A 22,145-nucleotide genomic window follows, 5' to 3' on the forward strand; every position below is an offset into this window, starting at 1 on the left:
GGCGCCTGAATCGCGCCATACCCTCTCTCCCATAGGGAGAGGTCTGCTTTCGCAGAAAGCCGGGTGAGGGGACCCGCGCCATGTCATTCAAAGGCTCGAAGCCAAGGCCTCCGTACCGCTGAGCGGGTTCGCCGGGTCCCAGCCGTAGGCCAGCGTCTCGAAGCGCATCGCGCGCGCATCGACCATGAGGAGACGCCCGACCAGCGGCTCGCCGAAGCCGGCGATGGCCCGGATCACCTCCATGGCCATCAGCGAGCCCATCACGCCGGCCAGCGCGCCGAGCACCCCGGCCTCGGCGCAGGGCGGCACCGAGCCCGCCGGCGGCGGCTCGGGGAAGAGGCAGCGATAGGTCGGGTTCGGGCGCCCCTCCGCATCGGTCTCGTGCGCCCGGATCGTGGTGAGCGAGCCGTCGAAGCGGCCGAGCGCGGCGGTGACCAGCGGGCGCCGCGCGTGGAAGCAGGCGTCCGAGACGGCGTAGCGGGTCGTAAAGTTGTCCGAGCCGTCCGCCACCAGATCGTACCGCGCGATCAGGTCCACCGCGTTCCCGGGCGTGATCCGGTGCGGATGGGCGACGACCGCGACGTGCGGGTTGAGTCGGGCGACCGCGTCCCCGGCGCTCTCCACCTTCGGCCGTCCGAGATCGGGCGTGCCGTGGATCACCTGCCGCTGCAGGTTCGAGAGCGAGACGGTGTCGTCGTCCACGATGCCGATCGTGCCGATGCCGGCAGCCGCGAGGTACTGGATCAGCGGGGCGCCCAGGCCCCCCGCCCCGATCACCAGCACGCGCGCGGCCTTCAGGCGGTTCTGGCCCGGGCCGCCGACCTCGGCGAGCACGAGGTGGCGGGCGTAGCGTTCGATCTCTTCGGGGGCGAGGGCCATGGCTGGCAGATAAGCCGGCTGCCGCCCAAACGAAAGCGCCGTCCCGGAGGGGACGGCGCGAACGCGATCGAAATGTCGAGGCGCCTCAGCGCGGCGCCAGGATCATGATCATCTGGCGGCCCTCGAGCATCGGCTCGCTCTCGACCTTGGCGATCTCGGCGGTCTCGTGCTTCACGCGCTCGAGGAGGCGCAGGCCGAGATCCTGGTGAGCCATCTCGCGGCCGCGGAAGCGCAGGGTCACCTTGACCTTGTCGCCCTCCTCGAAGAACCGCTGCACCGACTTCATCTTGACGTCGTAGTCGTGCTTGTCGATGCCCGGACGGAGCTTGATCTCCTTGACCTCGACCGTCTTCTGGCGCTTGCGGGCCTCGTTCTGCTTCTTCTGCTCGTTGAAGCGGAAGCGGCCGTAATCGAGGAGCTTGCAGACGGGCGGCGCGGAGTTCGGGGCGATCTCGACGAGGTCGAGGCCGGCCTCCTCGGCCATCTGGAGGGCATCGAAGAAGGCGACGACGCCACGGTTCTGGCCGTCCGCGTCGATGAGCTGCACGTCGCGGACGCCGCGAATGTCCCGGTTGGCGCGCGGCCCGTCCTTCTGCGGGGCCGGCATGGCTCTCATAGGTCTACGAATGGCTGCTATCTCCTGCTGCAACGACGAAGAGGCGACCCGGAACACCCGTCCGAGGATGTCCTGACCGCCGCCGCTCCGGCCAATCCCGGATAAATCCTACCTTGGCTCAAGCGTGCGGCAAGTCAACACACCTCGGCGTGCGTGAATCGCAGTTCTTCGCGGATGGTTCCCGAAAGACACGTCAGATGTGAGAACGCGCCAGCTTGCCCGCAAGATCCGTCACGCTCCCACGCTTCTGTCACGCCCCTCTGCCGAGGAGGCGCGCGTAGACGTCGAGGGTGTCGCCGACCATGCGCTCGAGCGAGAAGTTCGCCTCCACATGCGCGCGGGCGCGGCGGCCCAGCGCGTCGCGGGCGCTGGCGCCGAGCGCGAGCGCGTCGCCGAGCGCAGCGGCGAGCGCGTCCGCGTCGCCCGCGGGCACGCGCCAGCCCGTGCGCTGGCCGGGCTCCACGTCGGGCGGGCTCAGCACCGTCTCGGGCACGGCGCCGAGATCGGAGACGACGACGGGCGTGCCGAGCGCCTGCGCCTCCACCGCCGAGCGGCCGAAGGCCTCGGGCTCGACGGAGGGCACCGCCACCACGGAGGCCGCGCGAAAGGCCGCCGGCATGTCGGTGCAGTGGCCGACGCGCCGCACGATACCCTGGAGGCCGCGCTCGGCAATCAGGGCGTCGAGTTCGCGCACGTAGCCGTCCCGCCCCTGCGGATCGCCCGCCAGCACCACCGCGAGGTCGCCGACGCCGCGGCCCCGCATCATCGCCGCGGCCTCGATCAGGACGCGGTGGCCCTTCCAGGCGGTCAGCCGCGCGGCGAGCAGCACCACGCGCTCGTGGGGCGCCACGCCCCAGCTCCGGCGCAGGGCCTCGACCCGCCCGGGCCCGACCGCGACCGGCGTGAAGGCGGCCAGATCCGTGCCGCGGTGGATCACCCGCACCCGGTCCCCCGCCTGCTCGGCGTGGAGGCGCCGGATCAGGTCGGCGGTGTAGTGTGAGTTGGCGATCACCACGTCGCCGCGCGCCATCACCGAGTTGTAGAGAACCTTCACGCCGGTCCGGCCCGAGTAGCTGCCGTGATAGGTCGTGACGAAGGGGAGCTTGAGCCGCCGTGCCGCGCCGAGCGCCACCCAGGCCGGGGCGCGGGAGCGGGCATGGATGATGCCGACGCCCTCGCGGCGGCACAGCCTCGCGAGGCGCCCGACGTTGAGAGCCATCGCGGCGGGGTTCTTCGAGCCGGCCGGGAACGGCACCCAGACGCCGCCCTTGGCCTGCAGCTCGCCGACGAGCCGCCCGCCCTCGGTGGCGACGAGCGCCCGGGCGCCGGCCGCCGCCAGGCCCGCGGCCACGTCGACGGTGGTGCGCTCCGCGCCGCCCGCGTCGAGCTCCGGGATGATCTGGAGGACACAGGTGCCGGCGAGCGGCGGGGCCTGCATGGGAAAGCCGGTGGGGTTGCGCGTCTCGCCGGTCATGTGCGGAACGCTACCCTCTGTCTCGTGCGCATCGTCACAGGATCGGTCCCGGGCTTTACGGTCGGGTAAACGGAGCCTGAAGCTGAAGCGTTCAGGCCGGGAAGCATCGCGTAGGGAGAAGGGGATGGCGCAGATGGATGAGACGCCCGCGTTCATCGCGGTCGGCGCGGGCGCGGCGCGGCGCGAGATCGCCGTGCGGGTGCGCGAGGGCGCGGGGCCGCCGGTGGTCTGGCTCGGCGGCTTCCGCTCCGACATGGGCGCCACCAAGGCGATGGCGGTCGATGCCTGGGCGGAGCGCGCTGGCCGCCGCTTCGTGCGCTTCGACTACACGGGCCACGGCCTGTCGGGCGGGGATTTTGCCGCCTGCACGATCTCGACTTGGCTGGAGGATGCGGAGGCTGTGATCGCGGCGCACGCGCCCGAGCGCCCTGTGCTGATCGGCTCCTCGATGGGCGGCTGGATCGCCTGCCTCGCCGCCCGCGCCCAGCTCGCCGCCGGCCGGCCGGCCGCCGGGCTGGTGCTGATCGCCCCGGCCCTCGATTTCACCGAGGACCTGATGTGGGACCGGTTTCCGAAAGAGGTGCGGGATACGCTGGAACGCGACGGCGTCTGGCTGCGCCAGAGCGCCTACGCGCCGGAGCCGGACCCGGTCACCATGGCGCTGATCGCGGACGGGCGCAGGAACCGGCTGCTGACCGGCCCGCTCGATCTCGGCTGCCCGGTCCACATCCTGCAGGGGATGCGCGACCCGGACGTGCCGCACCCGCACGCCTTCAAGATCCTGGACCGGTTGCCCGCGGAGGGCACGGTGCTCACCCTGATCGCGGACGGCGACCACCGCCTGTCGCGGCCGCAGGACATCGCGCGGCTGATCGGGGCGGTGGCGGAGATGGCGTGAGAGAACGGTCCGACGGCGCCGGACGGGGAGCCCGGCGCCGCCGGGGCGCGCCTCCGACGAGGCTCGTGGCCCCGTCGCGGCCGGCGCGCGACCGGGATTGGCTAGTGCAGGCTGACCGGCTGCAGGTCGTGCGCGAAGGCGTTGGCCAGCACGACCTCGCGGGAATCCGCGAGCAGGATCGGGGCGCCGCTCGCCGAGAGCAGGGCGAACAGGTCGAGCCCGGGGGTGAGGTCGGGCGCCTGCGGGAACATCCGCTTGACCTCGTCCGAGGTGATCGCCCGCACGTAGGCGATATGGCCCTCGCCGAGCGCGGCGAGGTCGGCGGCGTTGAACTCGGCCGGATCGAGGTCGGCCGGCGTCAGGGGAGCCGGGTTGAGATCGGTCATGTCGTGCCCTCCTTTCGAGGCAGAGCTTCAGGCCTGGTTTGCGGTCCCGAAGCGACCGCGGGGCCTGATCCGCATGTGGTGGCGGCACGCTCGCCGATCAATCCTTGCCGGCTTTCCGCTTGACGCGCGTTTAAGCGCAGGGCGCAGGGGATTCCCGGTCCGGGGCTTCCGTCCGAAGCCGCACGCCACAACCCCGGTGTCGGCTTTTCGCGCCCTTCCCGGACGCCCGGAGCGTCAGCGGAGGGTGATCCGGGATCCAGCACAACGAGGCGCGTAGCGTCCGGATCCAGCAACCGTGCATGAAGATCGAGCCGCTTCGCGGCGCTTCATTCGCTGGATCCCGGATCACCTTCCACTCTCGTTCCAGGTGCCCGGGAAAAGGGCGGTGTTTCGTTCGTCAGGATCGAAGCCGTCCGCCGCTCAATCCCGCGCCGAGATCGTGATCTTGCGCACCACCCGCTCCGGCTCGGGCCGGGCGAGGTCGATCGACAGGAGGCCGTTGGAGAGGTCGGCGCCCAGCACCTCCATGCCGTCGGCGAGCAGGAAGGCGCGCTGGAACTGGCGCGCCGCGATGCCGCGGTGCAGGAAGTGGCGCTCGCGCTCCTCGACCTGGCGGCCGCGCACGACGAGCTGGTTCTCCTCCAGCATCACGTCGAGCTGGTCGCGGGTGAAGCCCGCAACCGCGAGCGTGATGCGCAGGCGCTCGGGCTCCCGCTCGGTGCGGGGCACGCGCTCGATGTTGTAGGGCGGATAGCCGTCGTTGGCTGCCTTCGACACCCGGTCCAGCGCCTGCTCGATCTCGTCGAAGCCGAGCAGGAAGGGGTGTCCGAACGGGGAGGGACGGGTCATCGTCGGCAAGCGTCCTTCAGGCGGAGCCCCGTGGCCCGAAGGCCTGTGGGCGCTCCGTGTCGCGGAGCCCGCCGCGGCAGCGCTCCCGCCCGGCCGTGCCGGATCGCGAGAAGATATGGACGGCGCGCCGCCGGGCATCAAGGGAGGCGGCCGAGAGGCCGCGGGGCAGGGCTCCGGCCCGGCGCGCGAAGCCTGGAGCGGGAGCGTATTTCGCCGGTCGGGAAGAGGTCGGGACGATTCGGCAATACTGGGGGCGACTTTCGAGACACCCAGACAGGCCCTGGGTAACAGTTTGGAACTGCTCTGAATTTCGAAGCAGACCTTGATCCCGGACGCTGTCCCGCGATATCGCCCCCGTCAGACGTGGAGCGGCCGGGCCTCGGCGCGCCGCGCGGATACCGGAGGCTTCATGACGGCGTCGTCCAGCCCGCCCGGCCACAACGCGATGCCGCGGGTGGCCGACGTCTGCGGCGACGACGCCGACGTGCTCGCCCTGTCGGTCGTCCGCTTCGTGGCCGCCGGCTACATGACGCGCGACGTGGCCTGCTGGGACGCGGCCTTCGATGGGGCCGAGCGCCTGCTCGGGCCCGACGAGGGCGGGCGCTTCGTCGCCTGCGCGGTCGGGATCGTGCGCGCGCTGCGGGCGGAGCGGGACCGGGACTGGTCCTTCATGCCCGCGACCTGCTGCCGCGTCACCGGGCACGAATGCGCCCTGGTCGGGTTGATCGGCCGCGGCCGGCGCTGCCTCTGGGAGGAGGTGGCGCAGGGTGCGGCCGAGATCACCGGCCGGTCCGAGGCGCCCCGGCTCGTGGCGGCGCTGCGGGCGGCCGTCGCGGCGATCGACGCGGCGGCGGACCGGCTCGGGCCCGGTCCGCAGCGCAGGCCGGCAGGTCAGGCCCTGCACTGAGTCTGAGGCCGGCCCCGTGCGGACCTCGGAACGGGTTCGAGACGCGAGAGGATGATGGAACGGTGATGGTCGCAGAGCAGGTGTCGGGGCGGGGCGCGGGGAGACGGCGCGGCCCGGGTGTAGGGTGCGGCTCCGTCGCATCCGGCTTGGCTGCGCTCGGCCTCACCGTCGCGCTCGCCGGCGCCGCCGCGGCCCAGGACGCGGCCGGAGCGGGCGCGCCGGCCGCCGCGGGGGCGCCGATCCGGCTCCAGCTCAACCGGCTGGAAGCCTCCGGCGAGGCCTGCCGCGCGACCGTGGTGATCGACAACCTCAAGGGCGGCGCGATCAAGTCCTACAAGGTCGATCTCTTCGCCTTCGACACCGAGGGGGTGGCGCAGAAGCGGGTCGCGGTCGAGCTCGGGCCGCTGCCCGCCCGCAAGACCACCGTGAAGCTGTTCGATTTCGCTGGCCTCACTTGCCCGAAGATCGGCCGCGTCCTCCTGAACGACGTGCTGGCCTGCGAGGGCGGCGAGGGCGGCCGGGAGGGATGCCTGGAGCGCACCGAGACCGAGACGAAGGCCGGCGTTCCCCTCGATCGCTGAGCCGAACTCAGGCCGCCGCGGGCTCCGAGGCCGCGGCGGCCGACCCGACGACCCAGGGCTGCCCGGCGCGGACGCGCCCGGCGGCCGGAAGCCATTGCGCGCATGCGAGCTTGGCCGCAACCCGACCCGATGACCTGAGGAGCCCCCGATGGAGAACCCCGCCCCAGCCGCCGAGGCCGTCGCTGCCGCGCACGACATGTCCTTCGTCGGCCTATACCTTCAGGCCGACCCGATCGTGAAGGGCGTGATGATCCTGCTGGTCGTCGCCTCGATCGCCTGCTGGACCGTGGTGTTCGAGAAGATCGTCCGCCTCGCCGCGGCCAAGCGCCAGGCAAAGGCCTTCGAGGCTCTTGTGCGCTCCGGCGGCAGCCTCGACGGCGAGCAGCGGGGCATCTCCGGCCACATCGTGAAGGCCGCCATCGACGCGTGGCGCGACCAGGACCCGAGCGAGACCCGCGCCGAGCGGCGCGAGCGCATCGAGCGGGCCATGCGGGCCGCCCTGGGTCTCGAGATGAAGCGCCTGCAGAACGGCCTCGCGCTGCTCGCCACCTCCGGCTCGACCGCCCCGTTCATCGGCCTGTTCGGCACGGTCTGGGGCATCATGAACTCGTTCTCGTCGATCGCGAAGAGCCAGGACACCTCGCTCGCCGTGGTGGCGCCGGGCATCGCCGAGGCGCTGTTCGCCACCGCGATCGGCCTTGTCGTCGCGATCCCCGCGGTGATGGCCTACAACAAGCTCTCGGGGGACATGGCGCGCCTCCAGAGCGGCTTCGTCTCCTGCATCGGCGTGCTCGGCAACCGGCTTGCCCGCGACCGCGGCACCGTCAAGCACCGCGCCGCCGCCGAGTAGCGCCCCCCGTTTCGGCGGGCGTCGCACGCCCGCCCCCGGCCCCGCCCCGGCATCCGGTGCGGCGGGGTCTCCCGCAATGCAAGTTCGTGCGCGGCGCCCGCGGATTCGGGCGGCCGCCAGTCCGGAGGACGCCCGATGGCGATGGGTTCGATCCGCGCGAGCGGGGGCGACGACGAGGACGGCCTCGACGCGACCCCGATGTCCGAGATCAACGTCACCCCGATGGTCGACGTTATGCTGGTGCTGCTGATCATCTTTATGGTGGCAGCCCCCCTGATGACGACCGGCGTGCCGGTGCAGCTCCCCAAGACCGCTGCCGCCAAGGTGGCGCAGTCGAAGAAGCCGATGGAGGTCACCGTCGACAAGGAGGGCCAGCCCTCCATCGCCAAGGAGGTCTTCACCACCGAGGGGCTGACGGCGCGGCTCAGGGCGATGGCGGCTGAGGACAAGGACCAGGTCGTGCTGGTGCGCGGCGACCGCGACGTGCCCTACGGCAAGGTCATGGAGGTGATGGGCCTCGTGGGCCAGGCGGGCTTCACCAAGGTGTCGCTGATCGCGCAGTCGCCGGGCGGCGCCGCGGCGCCCGCTGGCGGCGGGGCGGCGCGCTGATCCGATGAGTGGTACGTCCATGCCCGCCGGGTCCGATCTCGCCGGCCTCGCGCCGGACGGGCCGGGGAATCGGCCGTCCGGGCTCGCCGCGGCCTTCCTCGTCGCGTTCGCCCTGCACGCCGCCGCGCTCGTCGCCGTCGCCTTCCTGCGCCTCGCGCCGCCCGCTCCCCCCGGCGAGCAGCAGGTCACGGTCGATCTCGCGCCCCTGATGACCGAGGCCCAGACCGAGTCGGTGCTGGAGACCCAGGCCGCGGCCGAGACGCCGCCGGAGCAGCAGCCCACCGAGGAGCCGGTCGAGGAGGCGACGACCCCGCCCCCGCCGCCCGAGGTCGCCGAGGTCAAGCCGGAGGAGACGCCCGCCGAGGCCCCACCGCAGACCCAGGCCCTGACCGAGGCGCCGCCGGACGCCCAGCCGATCGAGCCGGAGAGCCAGGTCATCACCTCGACCGCGCCCGACACCGAGCCGCTGGCACCCCCGCCGCCGACCGTCGCCGAGGCCCCGAAGCCGGTCGAGCCCGAGAAGCCGAAGCCGGATCTGGCCAAGCTCAAGGCGGAGCGCGAGGCCAAGCTGAAGGCTCAGCGCGAGGCCAAGAAGCGCGAGGAGAAGCGCGAGGAGATGCTGGAGAAGCGCCGCGAGGAGCTGCGCGAGGCCAAGCTGAAGGCGGCCCGCGAGGCGCGCGCGCGGGAATCCCGCGCCGCCGACGGCGCCGAGCGCGCCTCCGCGGCCTCCTCGCGCCAGAACACCGCCGGCCGCGCGGCGGCGGGCAGCGACCCGAGCGCGATGCGCCAGTGGACGGGCGCGATCAGCGCGGCGATCCACGGCCGCATGAACCCGGGTGCGGCCGCCGGCACCGGCGGCGGCACGGCGGTCGTGCGCTTCACCGTGATGCGCTCGGGCGCGGTGACGAGTGCCGGGCTCGCCCGCAGCAGCGGCGTCGGCCCGATCGACAGCGCGGCGCTCGGCGCGGTGCGCGGCAGCCTGCCGGCGGCCCCCGCCGGCGTGAACCAGGCCAGCCTGACGGTGACGATCCCGCTCAATTACCGGGTGCGCTGAGCCCGGCACGCCCGGCTCACGCACTCGTGTGGCGGGCGCGCCGGAACCACGCCCCCCGAAACGGCTTGGCAGCGCGGCGCGACCGGCGCCGCGCGTGTCGAGACCCCCATGATCGCTGCTGCAGGTGCGGGCTCCGAGTCCCGCGCGCCCTCCGCCCGCGTGCTGCGCGGGCTCGACGCGCTCAACTTCTTCCTCGCCGACGTGCGCGACGGCCTCGGGCCCTACCTGGCGATCTACCTGCTGGCCGTGCGCGGGCCGGACCAGGGCTGGAACGAGGCGACGATCGGCCTCGTCATCACGATCTCGGGCATCGCCGGGCTGATCGCCCAGACCCCGGCCGGCGCCCTCATCGATCGCACCAGGGCCAAGCGGCTCGTGGTGATCGCGGCGGCCGTCGCCGTGACGCTGAGCTCGCTCGCCCTGCCCTTCATCCAGAGCTTCTGGCTCGTTGCCGCCACCCAGTCGGTCGCCGGCATCGCGGGCGCGATCTTCCCGCCCGCGCTCGCCGCCATCACGCTGGGCGTCGTCGGGCCGAAGGCCTTCGCCCGGCGCATCGGCCGCAACGAGGGCTTCAACCACGCGGGCAACGCCGTCTCGGCGGCGATCGCGGGCGCCACCGCCTACTTCTTCGGGCCCATCGTGGTGTTCTGGCTGATGGCGCTCCTCGCGGCCGCATCGATCGGCGCGATGCTGATGATCCCGGCGCGGGCCATCGACGACGACCTGGCGCGCGGCCTCGACCACCCGGAGGGCGCGGACGACGCGGCGCCCTCGGGCCTCGGCGCGCTCGTCCAGAACCGCACCCTGCTGCTCTTCGCGCTCCTCTGCGCCGCCTTCCACCTCGCCAACGCGGCGATGCTGCCGTCCGTCGGCCAGCTCCTCACCAAGCTCTCGGGCAAGGACCACGCGACCTCGCTCATCGCGGTCTGCATCGTGGCGGCGCAGTGCGTGATGGTGCCGGTGGCGGTCTTCGTGGGCGCGCGCGCCGACGCGATCGGCCGCAAGCCGATCTTCCTCGCGGCCTTCGGCGTGCTGGCGCTGCGCGGCGTGCTCTACACATTCTCCGACAACCCGTTCTGGCTCGTCGGCGTGCAGCTCCTCGACGGGATCGGGGCCGGGGTCTACGGCGCGCTCTTCCCCGTGGTGGTGGCGGACCTCACCCGCGGCACCGGCCGCTTCAACGCCGCGCAGGGCGCGGTCGCCACCGCGCAGGGGCTCGGCGCCGCCTTCAGCGCGACGCTCGCGGGCGCGCTCATCGTCTGGGCCGGGTTCTCGGCGGCCTTCCTGGCGCTGGCCGGGATCGCGGGCCTCGCCTTCCTGGCCTACCTGCTGCTGATGCCCGAGACCTACGGCTACACGCCGCCGGGGGCCAAGCCGGATGGAAGGCCGGACGGACGGTCCGGCAGCGCGCCGGGATCCCGGCCCCTCGCGACCGCCTCGGCCTGATCCCGCCCCGGAGACCGGGATCCCGCCGGACCCGCGCCCGCGGATTTCGCACCTGCGCCGAGGAATCTTGGCCGAAGCCTGGCCGTGAAACTCGCTTTTCCGGCAGGACGCCCTACATGAGGTGTGTCGCAGCCTTCCGGCGGTCCGCCCGCCGATGCGGCGCCACGGCCCGTCTTCCCCGCATCCGGGCCGAACCCGAACCAGCCGATCGTTGCGCGCGCCCAGCCCGCGGCGGCCAGAAAGGGACAGGATGACCCACGATACCGACACCGAGATCGACGACGCGGACGAGGTGCGCGATCTCGAGGCGGAAGCCAAGGCCAAGGCCGAGAACCGCGCCGAGCGGGCGGAGCGTGCCGAGCGCATGGCCCGCGAGGGCGCGCAGGCGATGGCCGAGCATCACGCGCAGATCAAGGCCGTCGACGAGCGCACGACCCGCCTGCGGGCGCTGCGCCTCGCCAAGGAGGCCGCCGACGCGCAGGTCAAGGCCGCCGAGGACGCCGCCAAGGCCGAGGCGAAGGCCGCCAAGGCGAGCGCCAAGAAATCCGCCCGGAAGGCCTGACCGTCCCATGTCCGACATGCGCAGCCGCCGCCCCGCCGACCCACGCCGGGCGGCGGAGGCCGCCTTCAAGGCGGCTACCACCCGCAAGCCCGAGAGCCCGGCCCCGAGCACGCTCGCCGCGGCGCCCGGCGCGCGCGAGAGCGTGACGCTGCGCCTCGACAGCGCCGTGCTGGAGCATTTCCAGAAGGACGGGCCGGGCTGGCAGGACCGCATCAACGCGGCGCTGAAGACCCTCGTCCCGCGCGAGGGCTGATCCTCACCGCCCCCGGCGCAGCCGGTTCACCGCGCGGTCGAGCGCGCCCAGGAAGGCTGAGCGGTCCTGGCGGGTGAACGGCCGCGGGCCGCCCGTGATCACGCCTGCCTCGCGCAGATCCTGCATCAGGTTCCGGGTGGCCAGCGCCATCCCGACGGAGGATTCGCTGAACGGCTTGCCGTTCGGCGCGATCACGCTCGCGCCGGCCTTCACGCAGCGACTCGCGAGCGGCACGTCGGCCGTGACCACGATGGAGGCTGGCCCCGCCCGCTCGGCGATCCAGTCGTCGGCCGCGTCGAGGCCGTCGCCGACCACGACCCGCTGGATCCAGGGCTCCCGCGGCAGGTTGAGCGGGCTGTTGGCCACCACATAGACGTGCAGCCCGTAGCGGGCCGCGACCCGGAAGGTCTCGTCCTTCACCGGGCAGGCGTCGGCATCGACGTAGATCGCTGGCGTCGTGGTCATGGCATGCCGCTCATCGCGCGCTCCTCGGCACGAGGCGCGCGGCGAAGCTCAGACCGATGAGGAGCGCGCCCAACGCGAACTGCCAGCGCTCGATATCTCCGCCGACCGAGATGACCACCGCGTGGCCGATCACCACGAGGCCCGCGAGCGGAAGCCCGAACCGGATCGCGGCCCGGAGGACCTGGAGCCGGGTTTCGCGCATCAGCGCTGCCCCGTGGCGGCCCGCAGGGGCGCGACGGCCGCCGCCTCCGCGCGGATCTCGGCCCGCGACACGGCCGGGGCGGCCTCGCGGGCCGCGCGTTCCAGGGTGGCGATGGCGAGCGGCTGGCCGCGCCCGCGCAGGGCGTGGGCGCCCAGCGAGCGGGCGCGGATGCCGGCGGGCAGCGCCGCCAAGCGGTCGAGCAGGTCCTGCGAGATCAGGATGCTGGTGCCGAGCGGCCGGCACAGGGCCTCGATCCGCGCCGTGACGTTCACCGCGTCCCCGAAATAGGCGATCTTGTGCCGATCGATGCCCACCTCCGCGGTCACGATCGGGCCGCCGTGCAGCGCCGCGCGCAGGCGCGGCACCGTGCCGAAGCGCGCCCGCCACGCCTCGGCGTCCCGCTCGATCCGGTCGAGCACGTCGAACACGCAAGCGACGCAGCGTGCCTTGTGCAGGCCGCGCTTCATCGGCCAGGTCACCATCGCCATGTCGCCGATATAGTCGTCGATCGAGCCGGCGTTGCGCCGTACCGGCTCGGCCAGCGCCGCGAACACGGCCGCGAGGTATTCCTGAGCGCGCAGGTCCCCGTGCGTCTCCGCGAAGGCGGTCGAGCCCATCACGTCGAGGAACAGGAAGATGCGCTCCTCCTCGACCGGCCGGTGGTAGCGGCCCACCATCAGGTTGATGAAGACCTCCGCGCCGATGAGGTCGCGCATGCGGATCACGAAGACGAGGAGCGCCGAGACTGCCAGCGCGTAGGTGAGCACCCGGGGCGTGGTCCGCACCGCCTCGGCGAGCGGGTCCGCCGTCAGCCCGAAGGCCCACACCACGAGGCCGCCGAGCGCGTTGCCGGCCACGATCATCGCCACGTAGGCGAGTTCCGCCGCCGGCACGAAGACGCTCGCGGGCAGGCGCCGGATCCGGGCCTGGAGCCCGGCCAGGATCAGGCCGCGATCGAAGGCCAGCGCGGTCGCGCCGATGCAGAAGCCGTAGGCGAGGCCGGCGAACGGCGAGGCGCCGTCCGCGAAGACGAAGTTGTAGACGAGCCCTGCGCCCGCGCAGGCGAGGAGGATCAGCGCCCAGAACCAGCGATGCTGCGGCAGCATCATGCCCCCCGTGGCGTCCGGTGCCCGACGGAGATCCCAGCGGATTTCCGGGCGCTTCTCAAGAGGCCGCGCGCGGCGCGCGGCCCTGGACGAAAGTCCAACCCCGACGGCGGGGCCGGCCCATTGCTCACCGTCCCTTGATGGCGCGAATAAGGCGTCGGTCGCGCCGCGCGGCCGTCCGTGGCCAGGGCGCCGCCCGTTCGGGTCCGGCCCCGCGCGCGACGGACCATTGGTATCCCGGCGGCGCGGGGCTTAAGAGCACGAGGCGAGGGGCGGCTTGCGCCCGTGCGGGACGGGTGCCGGGCGACCGGATGCGCCCTCCCGCGCAGCGGGACCGCCCCCCGTGGCAGGGCCGGTATCTCGGCCGGGCCCTCCGCCGGGTTCTGGGGCCGCCAGCAGAGGGGCAGAGCGATGCGGGCAAGAAGCTTCGGCGCCACCGGCATCTCCGTACCGGTGATCGGCCAGGGCACGTGGCGCATGGACGAGACCGGGCGCGCGGCATCGATCGCGGCCCTGCGGGCCGGGATCGATGCCGGCATGACGCATATCGACACCGCCGAGATGTACGACGACGCCGAATCCATCGTGGCAGAGGCGATCGCGGGTCTGCGGGAGGAGGTGTTCCTGGTCTCGAAGGTGGTGCCGGGCAACGCGACCCGGCGCGGCGTGGTGCGGGCCTGCGAGGCCTCGCTCCGGCGGCTCAAGACCGACCGGCTCGATAGCTACCTGCTGCACTGGCCGGGGCACCACCCGCTGGAGGAGACGATCGCCGGGTTCGAGGACCTGCGCCGGGACGGCAAGATCCTGTCCTGGGGCCTGAGCAACTTCGACGTGGAGGACCTCGACGCGGCGCTGCGCATCGCCGGCCCCTACCGGATCGCCTGCAACCAAGTGATCTACCATCTGGGCGAGCGGGCGATCGAGCACGCGGTCCTGCCCTGGTGCGCGCGGAACGGCGTGGCGCTGGTGGGCTACTCGCCCTTCGGCAGCGGCGAGTTCCCGGACCCGTCGAGCGCCGGGGGGCGGGTGCTCGCCGGCATCGCGGAGGCGCACGACACAACCCCTTACGGGGTGGCCCTCGCCTTCCTCACCCGGCTCGACAACACCTTCACGATCCCCAAGACCGTGCGGGCGTCGCGGGCCCTCGAGAACGCGGCCGCCGCCGACATCCGTCTCAACGCCGCCGAGATCGCCCTGATCGACGCGCATTTCCCGCGCGGCCCGCGCCCGCGCACCCTGCCGATGCTGTAGGCTGCCGAGAAGCCGCCCGGAACGGGCGCAGCGCGCGAGACAGGGTGTGGACTTCTGTCCTCACACCGGGCGAAAAAGCTTAGCGCCGTCCGCCCGCGTCACCGGGCTGTCGCAGCCGGCGTGGCGTGGTTCGGGCGCGGCCGGTTGCGGCGCCTGGTGCCGGCCCGCCCCGGAAATGGAGATGCGCGTGCGACGGCTGCGAACCGGACTGGTCCTGACCCTCGCGGCGGCCCTCTGTCCCGCCCTGCCCGCCCGCGCGGCCGAGGTCGGCGCCGGGAAGGCCGGGGACTTGGCCGGCCCCTACGGCGAGCGCCTGACGATCGACGAGCGCGGCATCACCCTGACCTTCCCGGACGACGCCGCGAAGCTGCGCATCGGCGGCCGGCTCCAGCTCGATTTCGGTGCGGCCGGCCTTCGGCAGCCGGGCCTGCCCGAGCCGTTCTCCGACAACATCGCGGTGCGCCGCTCCTGGATCGAGAGCTACCTGACCCTCGGCAGGACGCTTGAACTCGCCTTCCAGTACGATTTCGCCGAACCGACCCGCCCGATCAGCGACGCGGCCATCGGCTGGAAGGGCATACCCGACACGATCCTCACGCTCGGCAACATGAAGGAGCCCTTCAGCCTCGACCAGCTGATCAGCGACAACAACACGGTCTTCACCGAGCGCTCGCTCGCCGACGCCTTCGCGCCCGCGCGCAATTTCGGCTTCGCGATCGGCCGGACGATGGGCAACTGGACGGCGGTGGTCGGCGTCTTCGGCGGCAACGTCAACACGGACATCCGCAGCGAGGGCGTCTCGGCCGCCGCCCGCCTCACCGCGGCGCCGATCAACACCGACGCGCAGGTGCTGCATCTCGGGGTCAGCGGCAACTACCGGAGCCTGCCGCGCAACGAGGCGCCGCTGCAGCTCTCCGCGCGCTCGGAGGCCTTCCTGTTCGCCAGGCCCTTCGTGAACACCGGCGACATCCGGGACGCCGCGAGCGTCGGGCGCGTCGGGCTGGAGGCGGCCTACCGGCACGGCCCGGTCCTGATCCAGGCCGAGTACATCCGAACGGAGGTCGAGCGCTTCGGGGCCGCGCGGCCCCTGAGCTTCCAGGGCGGCTACGTCGAGGCCAGCGTCGTCCTCAACGGCGAGGGGCGCCGCTACGCGCTGACGCCGGAGTACGGCACCACCTACGCGATCTTCTCCGGCGTCCGGGTCGGCGACGCGGAGCGGGTCTCGAACGGCGGGTTCGGCGTGTTCGAGTTCGCCGCCCGCTTCAGCGCCATCGACCTCGACGACGGCCCCGTGCGGGGCGGCATCGAGCGGGACGTCTCGGTCGGGCTCAACTGGTACCCGGACCGCAACGTGCGCCTGATGGCCGACTACGTCCGCTCCCACGCCGCGCCCTCGGCCATCGCGGGCGGGCGCACGATCGACGCCGACACCTTCATCGGCCGGCTGCAGTTCTACTGGTAGAGGGGCCCCTCTCCCCGCTCGCGGGGAGAGGCCTGTCCGCACCGTGGTGGCGCCCGGACGGGGAGCGGCGCGGTTCAGCCTCGTAGGGTCGCGCCGGTCTTGCGCGCGACCTCGGCCACGATCTTCTGGCTCACCGCCTCGATCTCGGCATCCGTCAGCGTGCGCTCGGTCGGCTGCAGCCGCACGGCGACCGCGACCGACTTCTGGCCCTCGGGCACGCCCGCGCCCTCGTAGAGGTCGAACACGTCGACGCCCACGACGAGCTTGCGCTCGGCCCCTTGCGCGGCCCGCACGATCTCGCCGGCCGGCACGTCGCGGCCGACCACGAAGGCGAAGTCGCGCGCGAGCGGCTGGAGGTCGGAGAGCGCGAGCGCGGGCTTGGTCTTCGTCGCCCGCTGCTTCGTCGGCGGCAGGGCGCCGAGATCGATCTCAAAGGCCACCAGCGTGCCCTTGAGGTCGAGCGCCTTCATCACCCGCGGGTGGATCTCGCCGAAATGGCCGACCTGGTTCTTCGGCCCGAACTGCAGCGTGCCGGAGCGGCCGGGATGCAGCCAGGCTGGTCCGCCAGCGACGACCTGCAGCCCGCCGGTCGGCACGCCGAGGGCGGAGAGCAGCGCCAGCGCGTCGGCCTTGGCCTGGAAGGCATCGACCGTCGCGGCCGCGCCCTCCCAGTTCCGGCCGGCCCCCGTGAAGCCCGCCGTGCCGCGGCGGACCGCGGTCGCCCGGACGCTCTGGCCCTCGGGCGCGTCGCTGGCGAAGCACTGGCCGACCTCGAACAGGGCCGCGTCCGGGTAGCCACGGTCGGCGTTGCGCTGCGCGGCGCGCAGCAGGCCCGGCACGAGGCTCGGGCGCATGTCGGAGAGTTCCGAGGCGATGGGGTTGGCCAGCACGAGGTCGGCCCCGCCGCCGCCGAACAGTTCGGCGTCGGCGTGCGGGATGAACGACCACGTCACGGCCTCCATCAGGCCGCGGCCGGCGAGCGCCCGCCGGGCGAGCCGGGTGCGCTTCTGGATCGGGGTGAGGACCGGTTTCGCGACGCTCTCGGACCGCGGCAGGGGCCGGGCCTCGATCCGGTCGAGGCCGGCGATGCGGATCACCTCCTCGACGAGGTCGGCCTTGCCCTCGATGTCGGGCCGCCAGGAGGGGGTGAGCACCTTCACGCGGTCGCCCGAGCCCGCCACGTGGAAGCCGAGGGCCTCGAGGATCACCTTCATCTCGACCCGCGGCAGGTCGAGGCCGGCGAGCCGGCGCACCTCCGTCCAGGGGAAGTCGATGACCCGCTCGGTCTCGGGCGCCTCGCCCACGACCGTCGCCTCGGTCGGCGTGCCGCCGCAGATCTCAAGCACCAGCCGCGTGGCCTGGTCGAGGCCCGGGAGCGTCGAGGCCGGATCGACGCCGCGCTCGAAGCGGTAGCGCGCGTCCGTCACCACGCCGAGGCGCCGCCCGGTCTGGGCGATGTTCTGCGGGTTCCACAGGGCCGACTCGATGAGGACGTCGGTCGTGGTCTCGTCGCAGCCCGAGGCCTCGCCGCCGATGATGCCGGCGATCGACTCGACGCCCGCCGCGTCGGCGATCACCACCATTTCGGGCCCGAGCCGGTGCTCGCGCCCGTCGAGCGCCTTCAGGCTCTCGTCCGCGCGGGCGAGGCGCACGGTGAGGCCGCCCTGAACCTTGGCGGCGTCGAAGACGTGCAGCGGCCGGCCGCGGTCGAAGGTCATGTAGTTGGTGATGTCGACGAGCGCGTTGATCGGCCGGAGGCCGATCGCCCGCAGCCGCGCCTGCATCCAGTCGGGCGAGGGGCCGTTCTTCACGCCCCGCACCAGGCGCAGCGCGAAGAGCGGCGCGAGGTCCCGGTGCTGCTCGTGCAGGTCGAGCGTCACCGGGACGGGGCAGGGGCTTTCCCCGCGCACCGGCGGCTCGGGCGCCCGCTTCAGCGTGCCGAGGCCCACCGCCGCGAGGTCGCGGGCGATACCCGAGACCGCCGTGCAGTCCGGGCGGTTGGGCGTCAGGTTGATCTCGATGACCGGGTCGTCGAGCCCCGCGTAGAGGGCGTAGGGCTGGCCGACGGGGGCGTCCCCCGGCAGATCGAGGATGCCGTCGTGGTCGTCGCCGAGGCCGAGCTCGGCCCCCGAGCAGAGCATGCCGCGGCTCTCGACGCCGCGGATCGTGCCGACCGACAGGGTGATGTTCTTGCCCGGCACGTAGGTGCCGGGGGGCGCGAAGACCGAGATCATGCCGGCTCGCGCGTTCGGCGCGCCGCAGACCACCTGCAGCGGCTGCCCGTCGCCCGCATCGACCGTGCAGACGCGCAGCCGGTCGGCGTTCGGGTGCTGCTCGGCGGTGAGCACACGCGCCACCACGTAGGGCTTCAGCGCGGCGGCCTTGTCCTCGATGCCCTCGACCTCCAGCCCGATGCGGGTCAGCGTCTCGGCGATCGCGTCGAGCGAGGCGCCGGTGTCGAGGTGGTCCTTGAGCCAGGAGAGGGTGAACTTCATCGGGGTGGTCCCTCGGCCAAGCGCCGCGCGGGCGCGCCGGTCAGGATGCGCGGGCGGCGGCCGGAGCCGCCGGCGGGATCAGGCGGTGAGGCCGGCGACCAGGCTCGGCACGTCGAGCGGGCGGAAGCCGTAATGGTCGAGCCAGCGCACGTCCGCCTCGAAGAAGGGGCGCAGGTCCGGCATGCCGTATTTGAGCATGGCGATGCGGTCGAGGCCGACGCCGAAGGCGAAGCCCTGGACCTCGTCCGGATCGAGCCCGCAATTGCGCAGCACGTTCGGGTGGACCATGCCGCAGCCGAGGACCTCTAGCCAGTCCGTGCCCTCGCCGAAGCGGATCTCGCCGCCCTTGCGGGAGCACTGGATGTCCACCTCCGCCGAGGGCTCGGTGAAGGGGAAGAACGAGGGTCGGAAGCGCATCTTCACCGCCTCGACCTCGAAGAAGGCTCGGGCGAACTCCTCCAGCACCCATTTGAGGTTGGCGATGTTGGCGGCCTTGTCGATCACCAGCCCCTCGCACTGGTGGAACATCGGCGTGTGGGTCTGGTCGGAATCGTGCCGGTAGGTCCGGCCCGGGATGATCACGCGGATCGGCGGCGCCTTCGCGCGCATGGTGCGGATCTGCACCGGCGAGGTGTGGGTGCGCAGCACCTTGCGCTTCCCCTGCGCGTCCGGCGCGAGGAAGAAGGTGTCGTGCATCTCGCGGGCCGGGTGGCCGGGCGGGAAGTTCAGCGCCGTGAAGTTCAGCTCGTCCGTCTCGATGTCGGGCCCTTCCGCGACGGAGAAACCCATATCGGCGAAGATCGCGGTGATCTCCTCCATCACCTGGGAGATCGGGTGGATGCGCCCGCGCGTGTCCGGCGCCTCGCGCAGGGGCAGCGTGACGTCGACCCGCTCGGCGGCCAGACGCGCCTCGAGGGCCGCCTCGGCCAGCGCCTCGCGGCGACCGGCGAGCGCGCCCTGCACCCGGTCGCGCAACCCGTTGATCTGGGGACCGCGGACCTTGCGCTCGTCGGGCGTCATCGCGCCCAGCGTCTTCAGGAGGTCCGAGACGCTGCCCTTCTTGCCGAGCGCGGCGACGCGCACGGTCTCCAGGGCGGCCTCGTCGGAGGCCGCCGCGACCTGGGACAGGAGATCGCGTTCGAGCGTGTCGAGGTCGGTCGTCGCCATGGGTGTCGCTGGTCTGCCGGTTCGCTGTTGCCGGGGCGTTTGCGCGTTTGCCGGAGATCGCGCAAGCGCGCAAACGCCCTGGGACGGCTTCGAAAACGGAAAAGGCGCGGCGCTCCCGGGGAGCGCCGCGCCTTTGCTGCATCCGTGATGCGGGTCGCTCAGGCGGCCTTGGCGGCCGGCAGGGCGGCCTTGGCCTTCTCGACGACGACGGCAAAGCTCGCCGGCTCGTGGATGGCGAGCTCCGAGAGCGCCTTGCGGTCGACGACGATGCCGGACTTGGCCAGGCCGTCGATGAAGCGCGAGTAGGTCAGGCCGTGCTCGCGGACCGCGGCGTTGAGGCGCTGGATCCAGAGGGCGCGGAAGGTGCGCTTCTTATTCTTGCGGTCGCGGTAGGCATACTGCATGCCCTTCTCGACCGCCTGCTTGGCGATGCGGATCGTGTTCTTGCGGCGGCCATAGTAGCCCTTGGCGGCCTTCAGAACCTTCTTGTGCTTCGCGTGACTCGTCACGCCGCGCTTGACGCGGGCCATGGGGTATCTCCTGGATTACGAAAAAGACAGATCGCTCGGGTGGTGAAGAACTTACCGCTGGTTGGGCAGGAAGTACTTCTTCACGTTGGCGGCATCGCCCTCGAACAGGGTCGTGGTGCCGCGCAGGTTGCGGATCTGCTTCGTGGTCCGCTTGATCATCCCGTGGCGCTTGCCGGCCTGGGCGTACATCACCTTGCCGGTGCCGGTGATCTTGAAGCGCTTCTTGGCGCCCGACTTGGTCTTCAGCTTGGGCATTTGGCTCTCCGATGCGCAATGCCCTCCGTCCGGTGATCCGGGGAGGTTTGCGCGAAGTTGCTTCTGGTGGAGCAGCACGAGCCGCCACGGCAGCCCTACGGCCGGGCGGTTCGACGCGGGGCGGCTTATGACAGAAACGAGACGCCGCATCAATGGGCGCGCGAAGGTGGGCCGAACGGGCGCTCCCCACCGGGCTCCGCCCTTTCCCGGACGCCTGGAACGCAGTGGAAGGTGATCCGGGATCCAGAGAATGAAGGGCCGCGAAGCGGCGCCACCTTCATGCGCCGGCGCAAGTTCGGACGCTTCGCGGCTTACCGTGCTGGGTCCCGGATCACCCTCCGCTATCGCTCCGGGCGTCCGGGAAAGCGGCGTGGTGCGAAACGCCCAAGCTCCGGAGGGTAGGGCGCCCCGCGCTGCGGGGAAAGCGGGGAGGGCGTTGCGCAGCGCACAAAAGCGGCGTGACGGGCGCGGCGGTGCGGAACCATAAACCTTGGCCGTCCGTTCTGTTCATGTCCCACTCAGGCCCGACCGGGTTAGATCCCCGCAACATTCCGGCCTTCACAGGAGACACTTTCGTGCGCATTGCCCAGATCGCTCCGCTCTCGGAGGCCGTGCCCCCGAAGTTCTACGGCGGCACCGAGCGCGTCGTCAGCTGGATCACCGAGGAGCTGGTCCGCCAGGGCCATGACGTCACCCTGTTCGCCAGCGGCGACTCGCAGACGAGCGCCAAGCTCGCCGCCTGCACGCCGGAGGGCCTGCGCCTGCTCGGCTACCGCGACCACACCGCGAGCCACCTCGCGATGCTGCATCAGGTCCATCGCCGGGCGCACGAGTTCGACATCCTGCACTTCCACATCGACCTGCTCCAGTACCCGATGTTCGAGGACCTGAACCACAAGTGCGTCACCACGATGCACGGTCGCCTCGACGTGCCGGACTTCATGCCGGTCTACCGCACCTTCACGGGCATGCCGCTGGTCTCGATCTCCGACAACCAGCGCCTGCCGATGCCGCCGGACGTGAACTGGATCTCGACGATCCACCACGGCCTGCCGAAGGAGAACTGCCCGTACTACCCGGAGTCCAAGGGCGGCTACCTCGCCTTCCTGGGCCGCATCTCGCCCGAGAAGCGCCCTGACCGCGCGATCGAGATGGCGATCCGCTCCGGCACGCCGCTCAAGATCGCCGCCAAGGTCGACAAGGCCGACCAGGAGTACTGGGACGAGGTGATCGAGCCGATGATCCACCACCCGCTGGTGGAGTATATCGGCGAGATCAACGAGGAGCAGAAGAAGGACTTCCTCGGCAACGCGCTGGCGCTCGCCTTCCCGATCGACTGGCCGGAGCCCTTCGGCCTTGTGATGATCGAGGCGATGTCGGCCGGCACGCCGGTGATCGCCTTCCGGAACGGCTCGGTCCCCGAGGTGATCAAGGACGGCGTCGGCGGCGTGCTCTGCGACTCGATGGACGACGCGGTCGCCGCCGTCGCCAAGGTCAAGACCATGAGCCGGGCGGGCGTGCGCCAGCACTTCGAGACGGCCTTCACGGCCGAGTGCATGGTGAAGAAGTACGTCGCCGCCTACGAGCAGCTGATCGCCCGCCAGGGCGAGGTGATCCGGATGCCGAAGGCCGCGGCCTTCACGCCGAACCTCGGCGACCTCAACGGCACCGCGCGCCCGGGCATCTCGGTCGCCGCCATGCCGGTCTGACAACCGGTGCCGGTCTGACAACCGGTGCCGGCCTGAAGGCTGGCCGGCACGGGTTTCGCAAAGACGTCCGCCGGGGTGCGATTCACTCTGGCCGACGCCGCGGAACCGCCTAACTCAGACGGTCACAAGGGCCGCCGCA

24 protein-coding genes are annotated in these 22,145 nt (G+C 72.2%); 12 read left to right on the plus strand and 12 right to left on the minus strand.

Annotation, left to right across the window (positions count from 1 at the left end):
* Window positions 1-87: 87 nt before the first annotated feature.
* The 3 genes from MFF56_RS12365 to MFF56_RS12375 all read right to left on the minus strand — a co-directional run bounded on the left by MFF56_RS12365 (window position 88) and on the right by MFF56_RS12375 (window position 2,969).
* Window positions 88-879 (minus strand): HesA/MoeB/ThiF family protein, encoded by a 792-nt coding sequence (locus MFF56_RS12365; protein ID WP_066925524.1) that lies wholly within the window; start codon window positions 877-879, stop codon window positions 88-90.
* Window positions 880-964: 85 nt separating this feature from the next.
* The gene (gene infC, locus MFF56_RS12370; protein WP_238230070.1) at window positions 965-1,486 is read right to left on the minus strand and encodes a translation initiation factor IF-3; all 522 of its coding nucleotides are present in this window, start codon (window positions 1,484-1,486) and stop codon (window positions 965-967) included.
* Between the two features lie 259 nt (window positions 1,487-1,745).
* The gene (locus MFF56_RS12375; protein ID WP_066925518.1) at window positions 1,746-2,969 is read right to left on the minus strand and encodes a glycosyltransferase family 4 protein; all 1,224 of its coding nucleotides are present in this window, start codon (window positions 2,967-2,969) and stop codon (window positions 1,746-1,748) included.
* A gap of 124 nt (window positions 2,970-3,093) precedes the next feature.
* On the opposite strand from MFF56_RS12375, the gene MFF56_RS12380 reads away from it, so the two are divergent.
* Window positions 3,094-3,867 (plus strand): alpha/beta hydrolase, encoded by a 774-nt coding sequence (locus tag MFF56_RS12380; RefSeq protein ID WP_066925515.1) that lies wholly within the window; start codon window positions 3,094-3,096, stop codon window positions 3,865-3,867.
* Window positions 3,868-3,968: 101 nt separating this feature from the next.
* On the opposite strand, the gene MFF56_RS12385 is transcribed toward MFF56_RS12380, so the two are convergent.
* Complete coding sequence (locus MFF56_RS12385) at window positions 3,969-4,253, minus strand: BQ00720 family protein (RefSeq protein ID WP_066925512.1); 285 nt, start codon at window positions 4,251-4,253, stop codon at window positions 3,969-3,971.
* Window positions 4,254-4,673: 420 nt separating this feature from the next.
* A complete protein-coding gene (locus MFF56_RS12390; RefSeq protein WP_066925508.1) occupies window positions 4,674-5,102 on the minus strand; it encodes an Hsp20 family protein in 429 nt (142 codons plus the stop codon).
* A 409-nt stretch (window positions 5,103-5,511) separates the two neighbouring features.
* Here MFF56_RS12390 and MFF56_RS12395 point away from each other — a divergent pair, with 409 nt between their 5' ends.
* From MFF56_RS12395 to MFF56_RS12430, 8 genes are all read left to right on the plus strand, one after another.
* Window positions 5,512-6,009, plus strand: a complete 498-nt coding sequence (locus MFF56_RS12395; RefSeq protein WP_066925505.1) for a hypothetical protein — start codon at window positions 5,512-5,514, stop codon at window positions 6,007-6,009.
* 80 nt (window positions 6,010-6,089) lie between these two features.
* Window positions 6,090-6,590 carry a Tat pathway signal protein gene (locus MFF56_RS12400; protein ID WP_066925530.1) on the plus strand — a complete coding sequence of 167 codons (501 nt, stop codon included), beginning with the start codon at window positions 6,090-6,092 and terminating at the stop codon, window positions 6,588-6,590.
* 148 nt (window positions 6,591-6,738) lie between these two features.
* Entirely contained in the window at window positions 6,739-7,440 is a 702-nt protein-coding gene (locus MFF56_RS12405; protein ID WP_238230071.1) for a MotA/TolQ/ExbB proton channel family protein, read from the plus strand.
* A 135-nt stretch (window positions 7,441-7,575) separates the two neighbouring features.
* On the plus strand, window positions 7,576-8,049 hold the full coding sequence (gene tolR / locus MFF56_RS12410) for a protein TolR (protein WP_066922026.1): 474 nt from the start codon (window positions 7,576-7,578) through the stop codon (window positions 8,047-8,049).
* Between the two features lie 19 nt (window positions 8,050-8,068).
* Window positions 8,069-9,103: a TonB family protein gene (locus tag MFF56_RS12415; RefSeq protein WP_066922028.1), complete on the plus strand. Its 1,035-nt coding sequence runs from the start codon at window positions 8,069-8,071 to the stop codon at window positions 9,101-9,103.
* A gap of 108 nt (window positions 9,104-9,211) precedes the next feature.
* Window positions 9,212-10,549 (plus strand): MFS transporter, encoded by a 1,338-nt coding sequence (locus MFF56_RS12420; RefSeq protein ID WP_066922030.1) that lies wholly within the window; start codon window positions 9,212-9,214, stop codon window positions 10,547-10,549.
* 250 nt (window positions 10,550-10,799) lie between these two features.
* The gene (locus tag MFF56_RS12425) at window positions 10,800-11,111 is read left to right on the plus strand and encodes a hypothetical protein (protein ID WP_066922037.1); all 312 of its coding nucleotides are present in this window, start codon (window positions 10,800-10,802) and stop codon (window positions 11,109-11,111) included.
* A 7-nt stretch (window positions 11,112-11,118) separates the two neighbouring features.
* Window positions 11,119-11,364: a BrnA antitoxin family protein gene (locus MFF56_RS12430; protein WP_066922039.1), complete on the plus strand. Its 246-nt coding sequence runs from the start codon at window positions 11,119-11,121 to the stop codon at window positions 11,362-11,364.
* Window positions 11,365-11,367: 3 nt separating this feature from the next.
* On the opposite strand, the gene MFF56_RS12435 is transcribed toward MFF56_RS12430, so the two are convergent.
* Genes MFF56_RS12435 through MFF56_RS12445 form a run of 3 tightly spaced genes read right to left on the minus strand, consistent with a single transcriptional unit; the run spans window position 11,368 to window position 13,137 of the window.
* Window positions 11,368-11,829 carry a YaiI/YqxD family protein gene (locus MFF56_RS12435; RefSeq protein WP_066922040.1) on the minus strand — a complete coding sequence of 154 codons (462 nt, stop codon included), beginning with the start codon at window positions 11,827-11,829 and terminating at the stop codon, window positions 11,368-11,370.
* Between the two features lie 10 nt (window positions 11,830-11,839).
* Window positions 11,840-12,031, minus strand: a complete 192-nt coding sequence (locus tag MFF56_RS12440) for a hypothetical protein (RefSeq protein WP_066922042.1) — start codon at window positions 12,029-12,031, stop codon at window positions 11,840-11,842.
* Window positions 12,031-13,137 (minus strand): adenylate/guanylate cyclase domain-containing protein, encoded by a 1,107-nt coding sequence (locus MFF56_RS12445; protein ID WP_066922046.1) that lies wholly within the window; start codon window positions 13,135-13,137, stop codon window positions 12,031-12,033. The genes MFF56_RS12440 and MFF56_RS12445 overlap by 1 nt, the downstream gene beginning before the upstream one ends.
* A 411-nt stretch (window positions 13,138-13,548) precedes the next feature.
* Here MFF56_RS12445 and MFF56_RS12450 point away from each other — a divergent pair, with 411 nt between their 5' ends.
* Window positions 13,549-14,388 (plus strand): aldo/keto reductase, encoded by an 840-nt coding sequence (locus MFF56_RS12450; protein WP_066922044.1) that lies wholly within the window; start codon window positions 13,549-13,551, stop codon window positions 14,386-14,388.
* A gap of 181 nt (window positions 14,389-14,569) precedes the next feature.
* Window positions 14,570-15,850 carry an OprO/OprP family phosphate-selective porin gene (locus tag MFF56_RS12455; RefSeq protein ID WP_373324056.1) on the plus strand — a complete coding sequence of 427 codons (1,281 nt, stop codon included), beginning with the start codon at window positions 14,570-14,572 and terminating at the stop codon, window positions 15,848-15,850.
* A gap of 74 nt (window positions 15,851-15,924) precedes the next feature.
* Here the strand turns inward: MFF56_RS12455 and pheT are convergent, their stop codons facing one another.
* From pheT to rpmI, 4 genes are all read right to left on the minus strand, one after another.
* Window positions 15,925-18,345 (minus strand): phenylalanine--tRNA ligase subunit beta, encoded by a 2,421-nt coding sequence (pheT, locus tag MFF56_RS12460; RefSeq protein WP_066926404.1) that lies wholly within the window; start codon window positions 18,343-18,345, stop codon window positions 15,925-15,927.
* A gap of 78 nt (window positions 18,346-18,423) precedes the next feature.
* Entirely contained in the window at window positions 18,424-19,512 is a 1,089-nt protein-coding gene (pheS, locus tag MFF56_RS12465; protein WP_066926406.1) for a phenylalanine--tRNA ligase subunit alpha, read from the minus strand.
* A 158-nt stretch (window positions 19,513-19,670) separates the two neighbouring features.
* Window positions 19,671-20,042, minus strand: coding sequence for a 50S ribosomal protein L20 (gene rplT / locus MFF56_RS12470; RefSeq protein WP_066926412.1), 372 nt, complete (start codon window positions 20,040-20,042; stop codon window positions 19,671-19,673).
* Between the two features lie 51 nt (window positions 20,043-20,093).
* Window positions 20,094-20,297: a 50S ribosomal protein L35 gene (gene rpmI, locus MFF56_RS12475; protein WP_056244427.1), complete on the minus strand. Its 204-nt coding sequence runs from the start codon at window positions 20,295-20,297 to the stop codon at window positions 20,094-20,096.
* A gap of 575 nt (window positions 20,298-20,872) precedes the next feature.
* Between rpmI and MFF56_RS12480 the strand changes: the two genes are divergently transcribed.
* The gene (locus MFF56_RS12480) at window positions 20,873-22,006 is read left to right on the plus strand and encodes a glycosyltransferase family 4 protein (protein ID WP_066926414.1); all 1,134 of its coding nucleotides are present in this window, start codon (window positions 20,873-20,875) and stop codon (window positions 22,004-22,006) included.
* Window positions 22,007-22,145 lie beyond the last annotated feature (139 nt).

Origin of the sequence: Methylobacterium hispanicum (genome assembly GCF_022179285.1) — a bacterium.
GTDB classification, from domain to species: Bacteria; Pseudomonadota; Alphaproteobacteria; order Rhizobiales; family Beijerinckiaceae; genus Methylobacterium; species Methylobacterium hispanicum.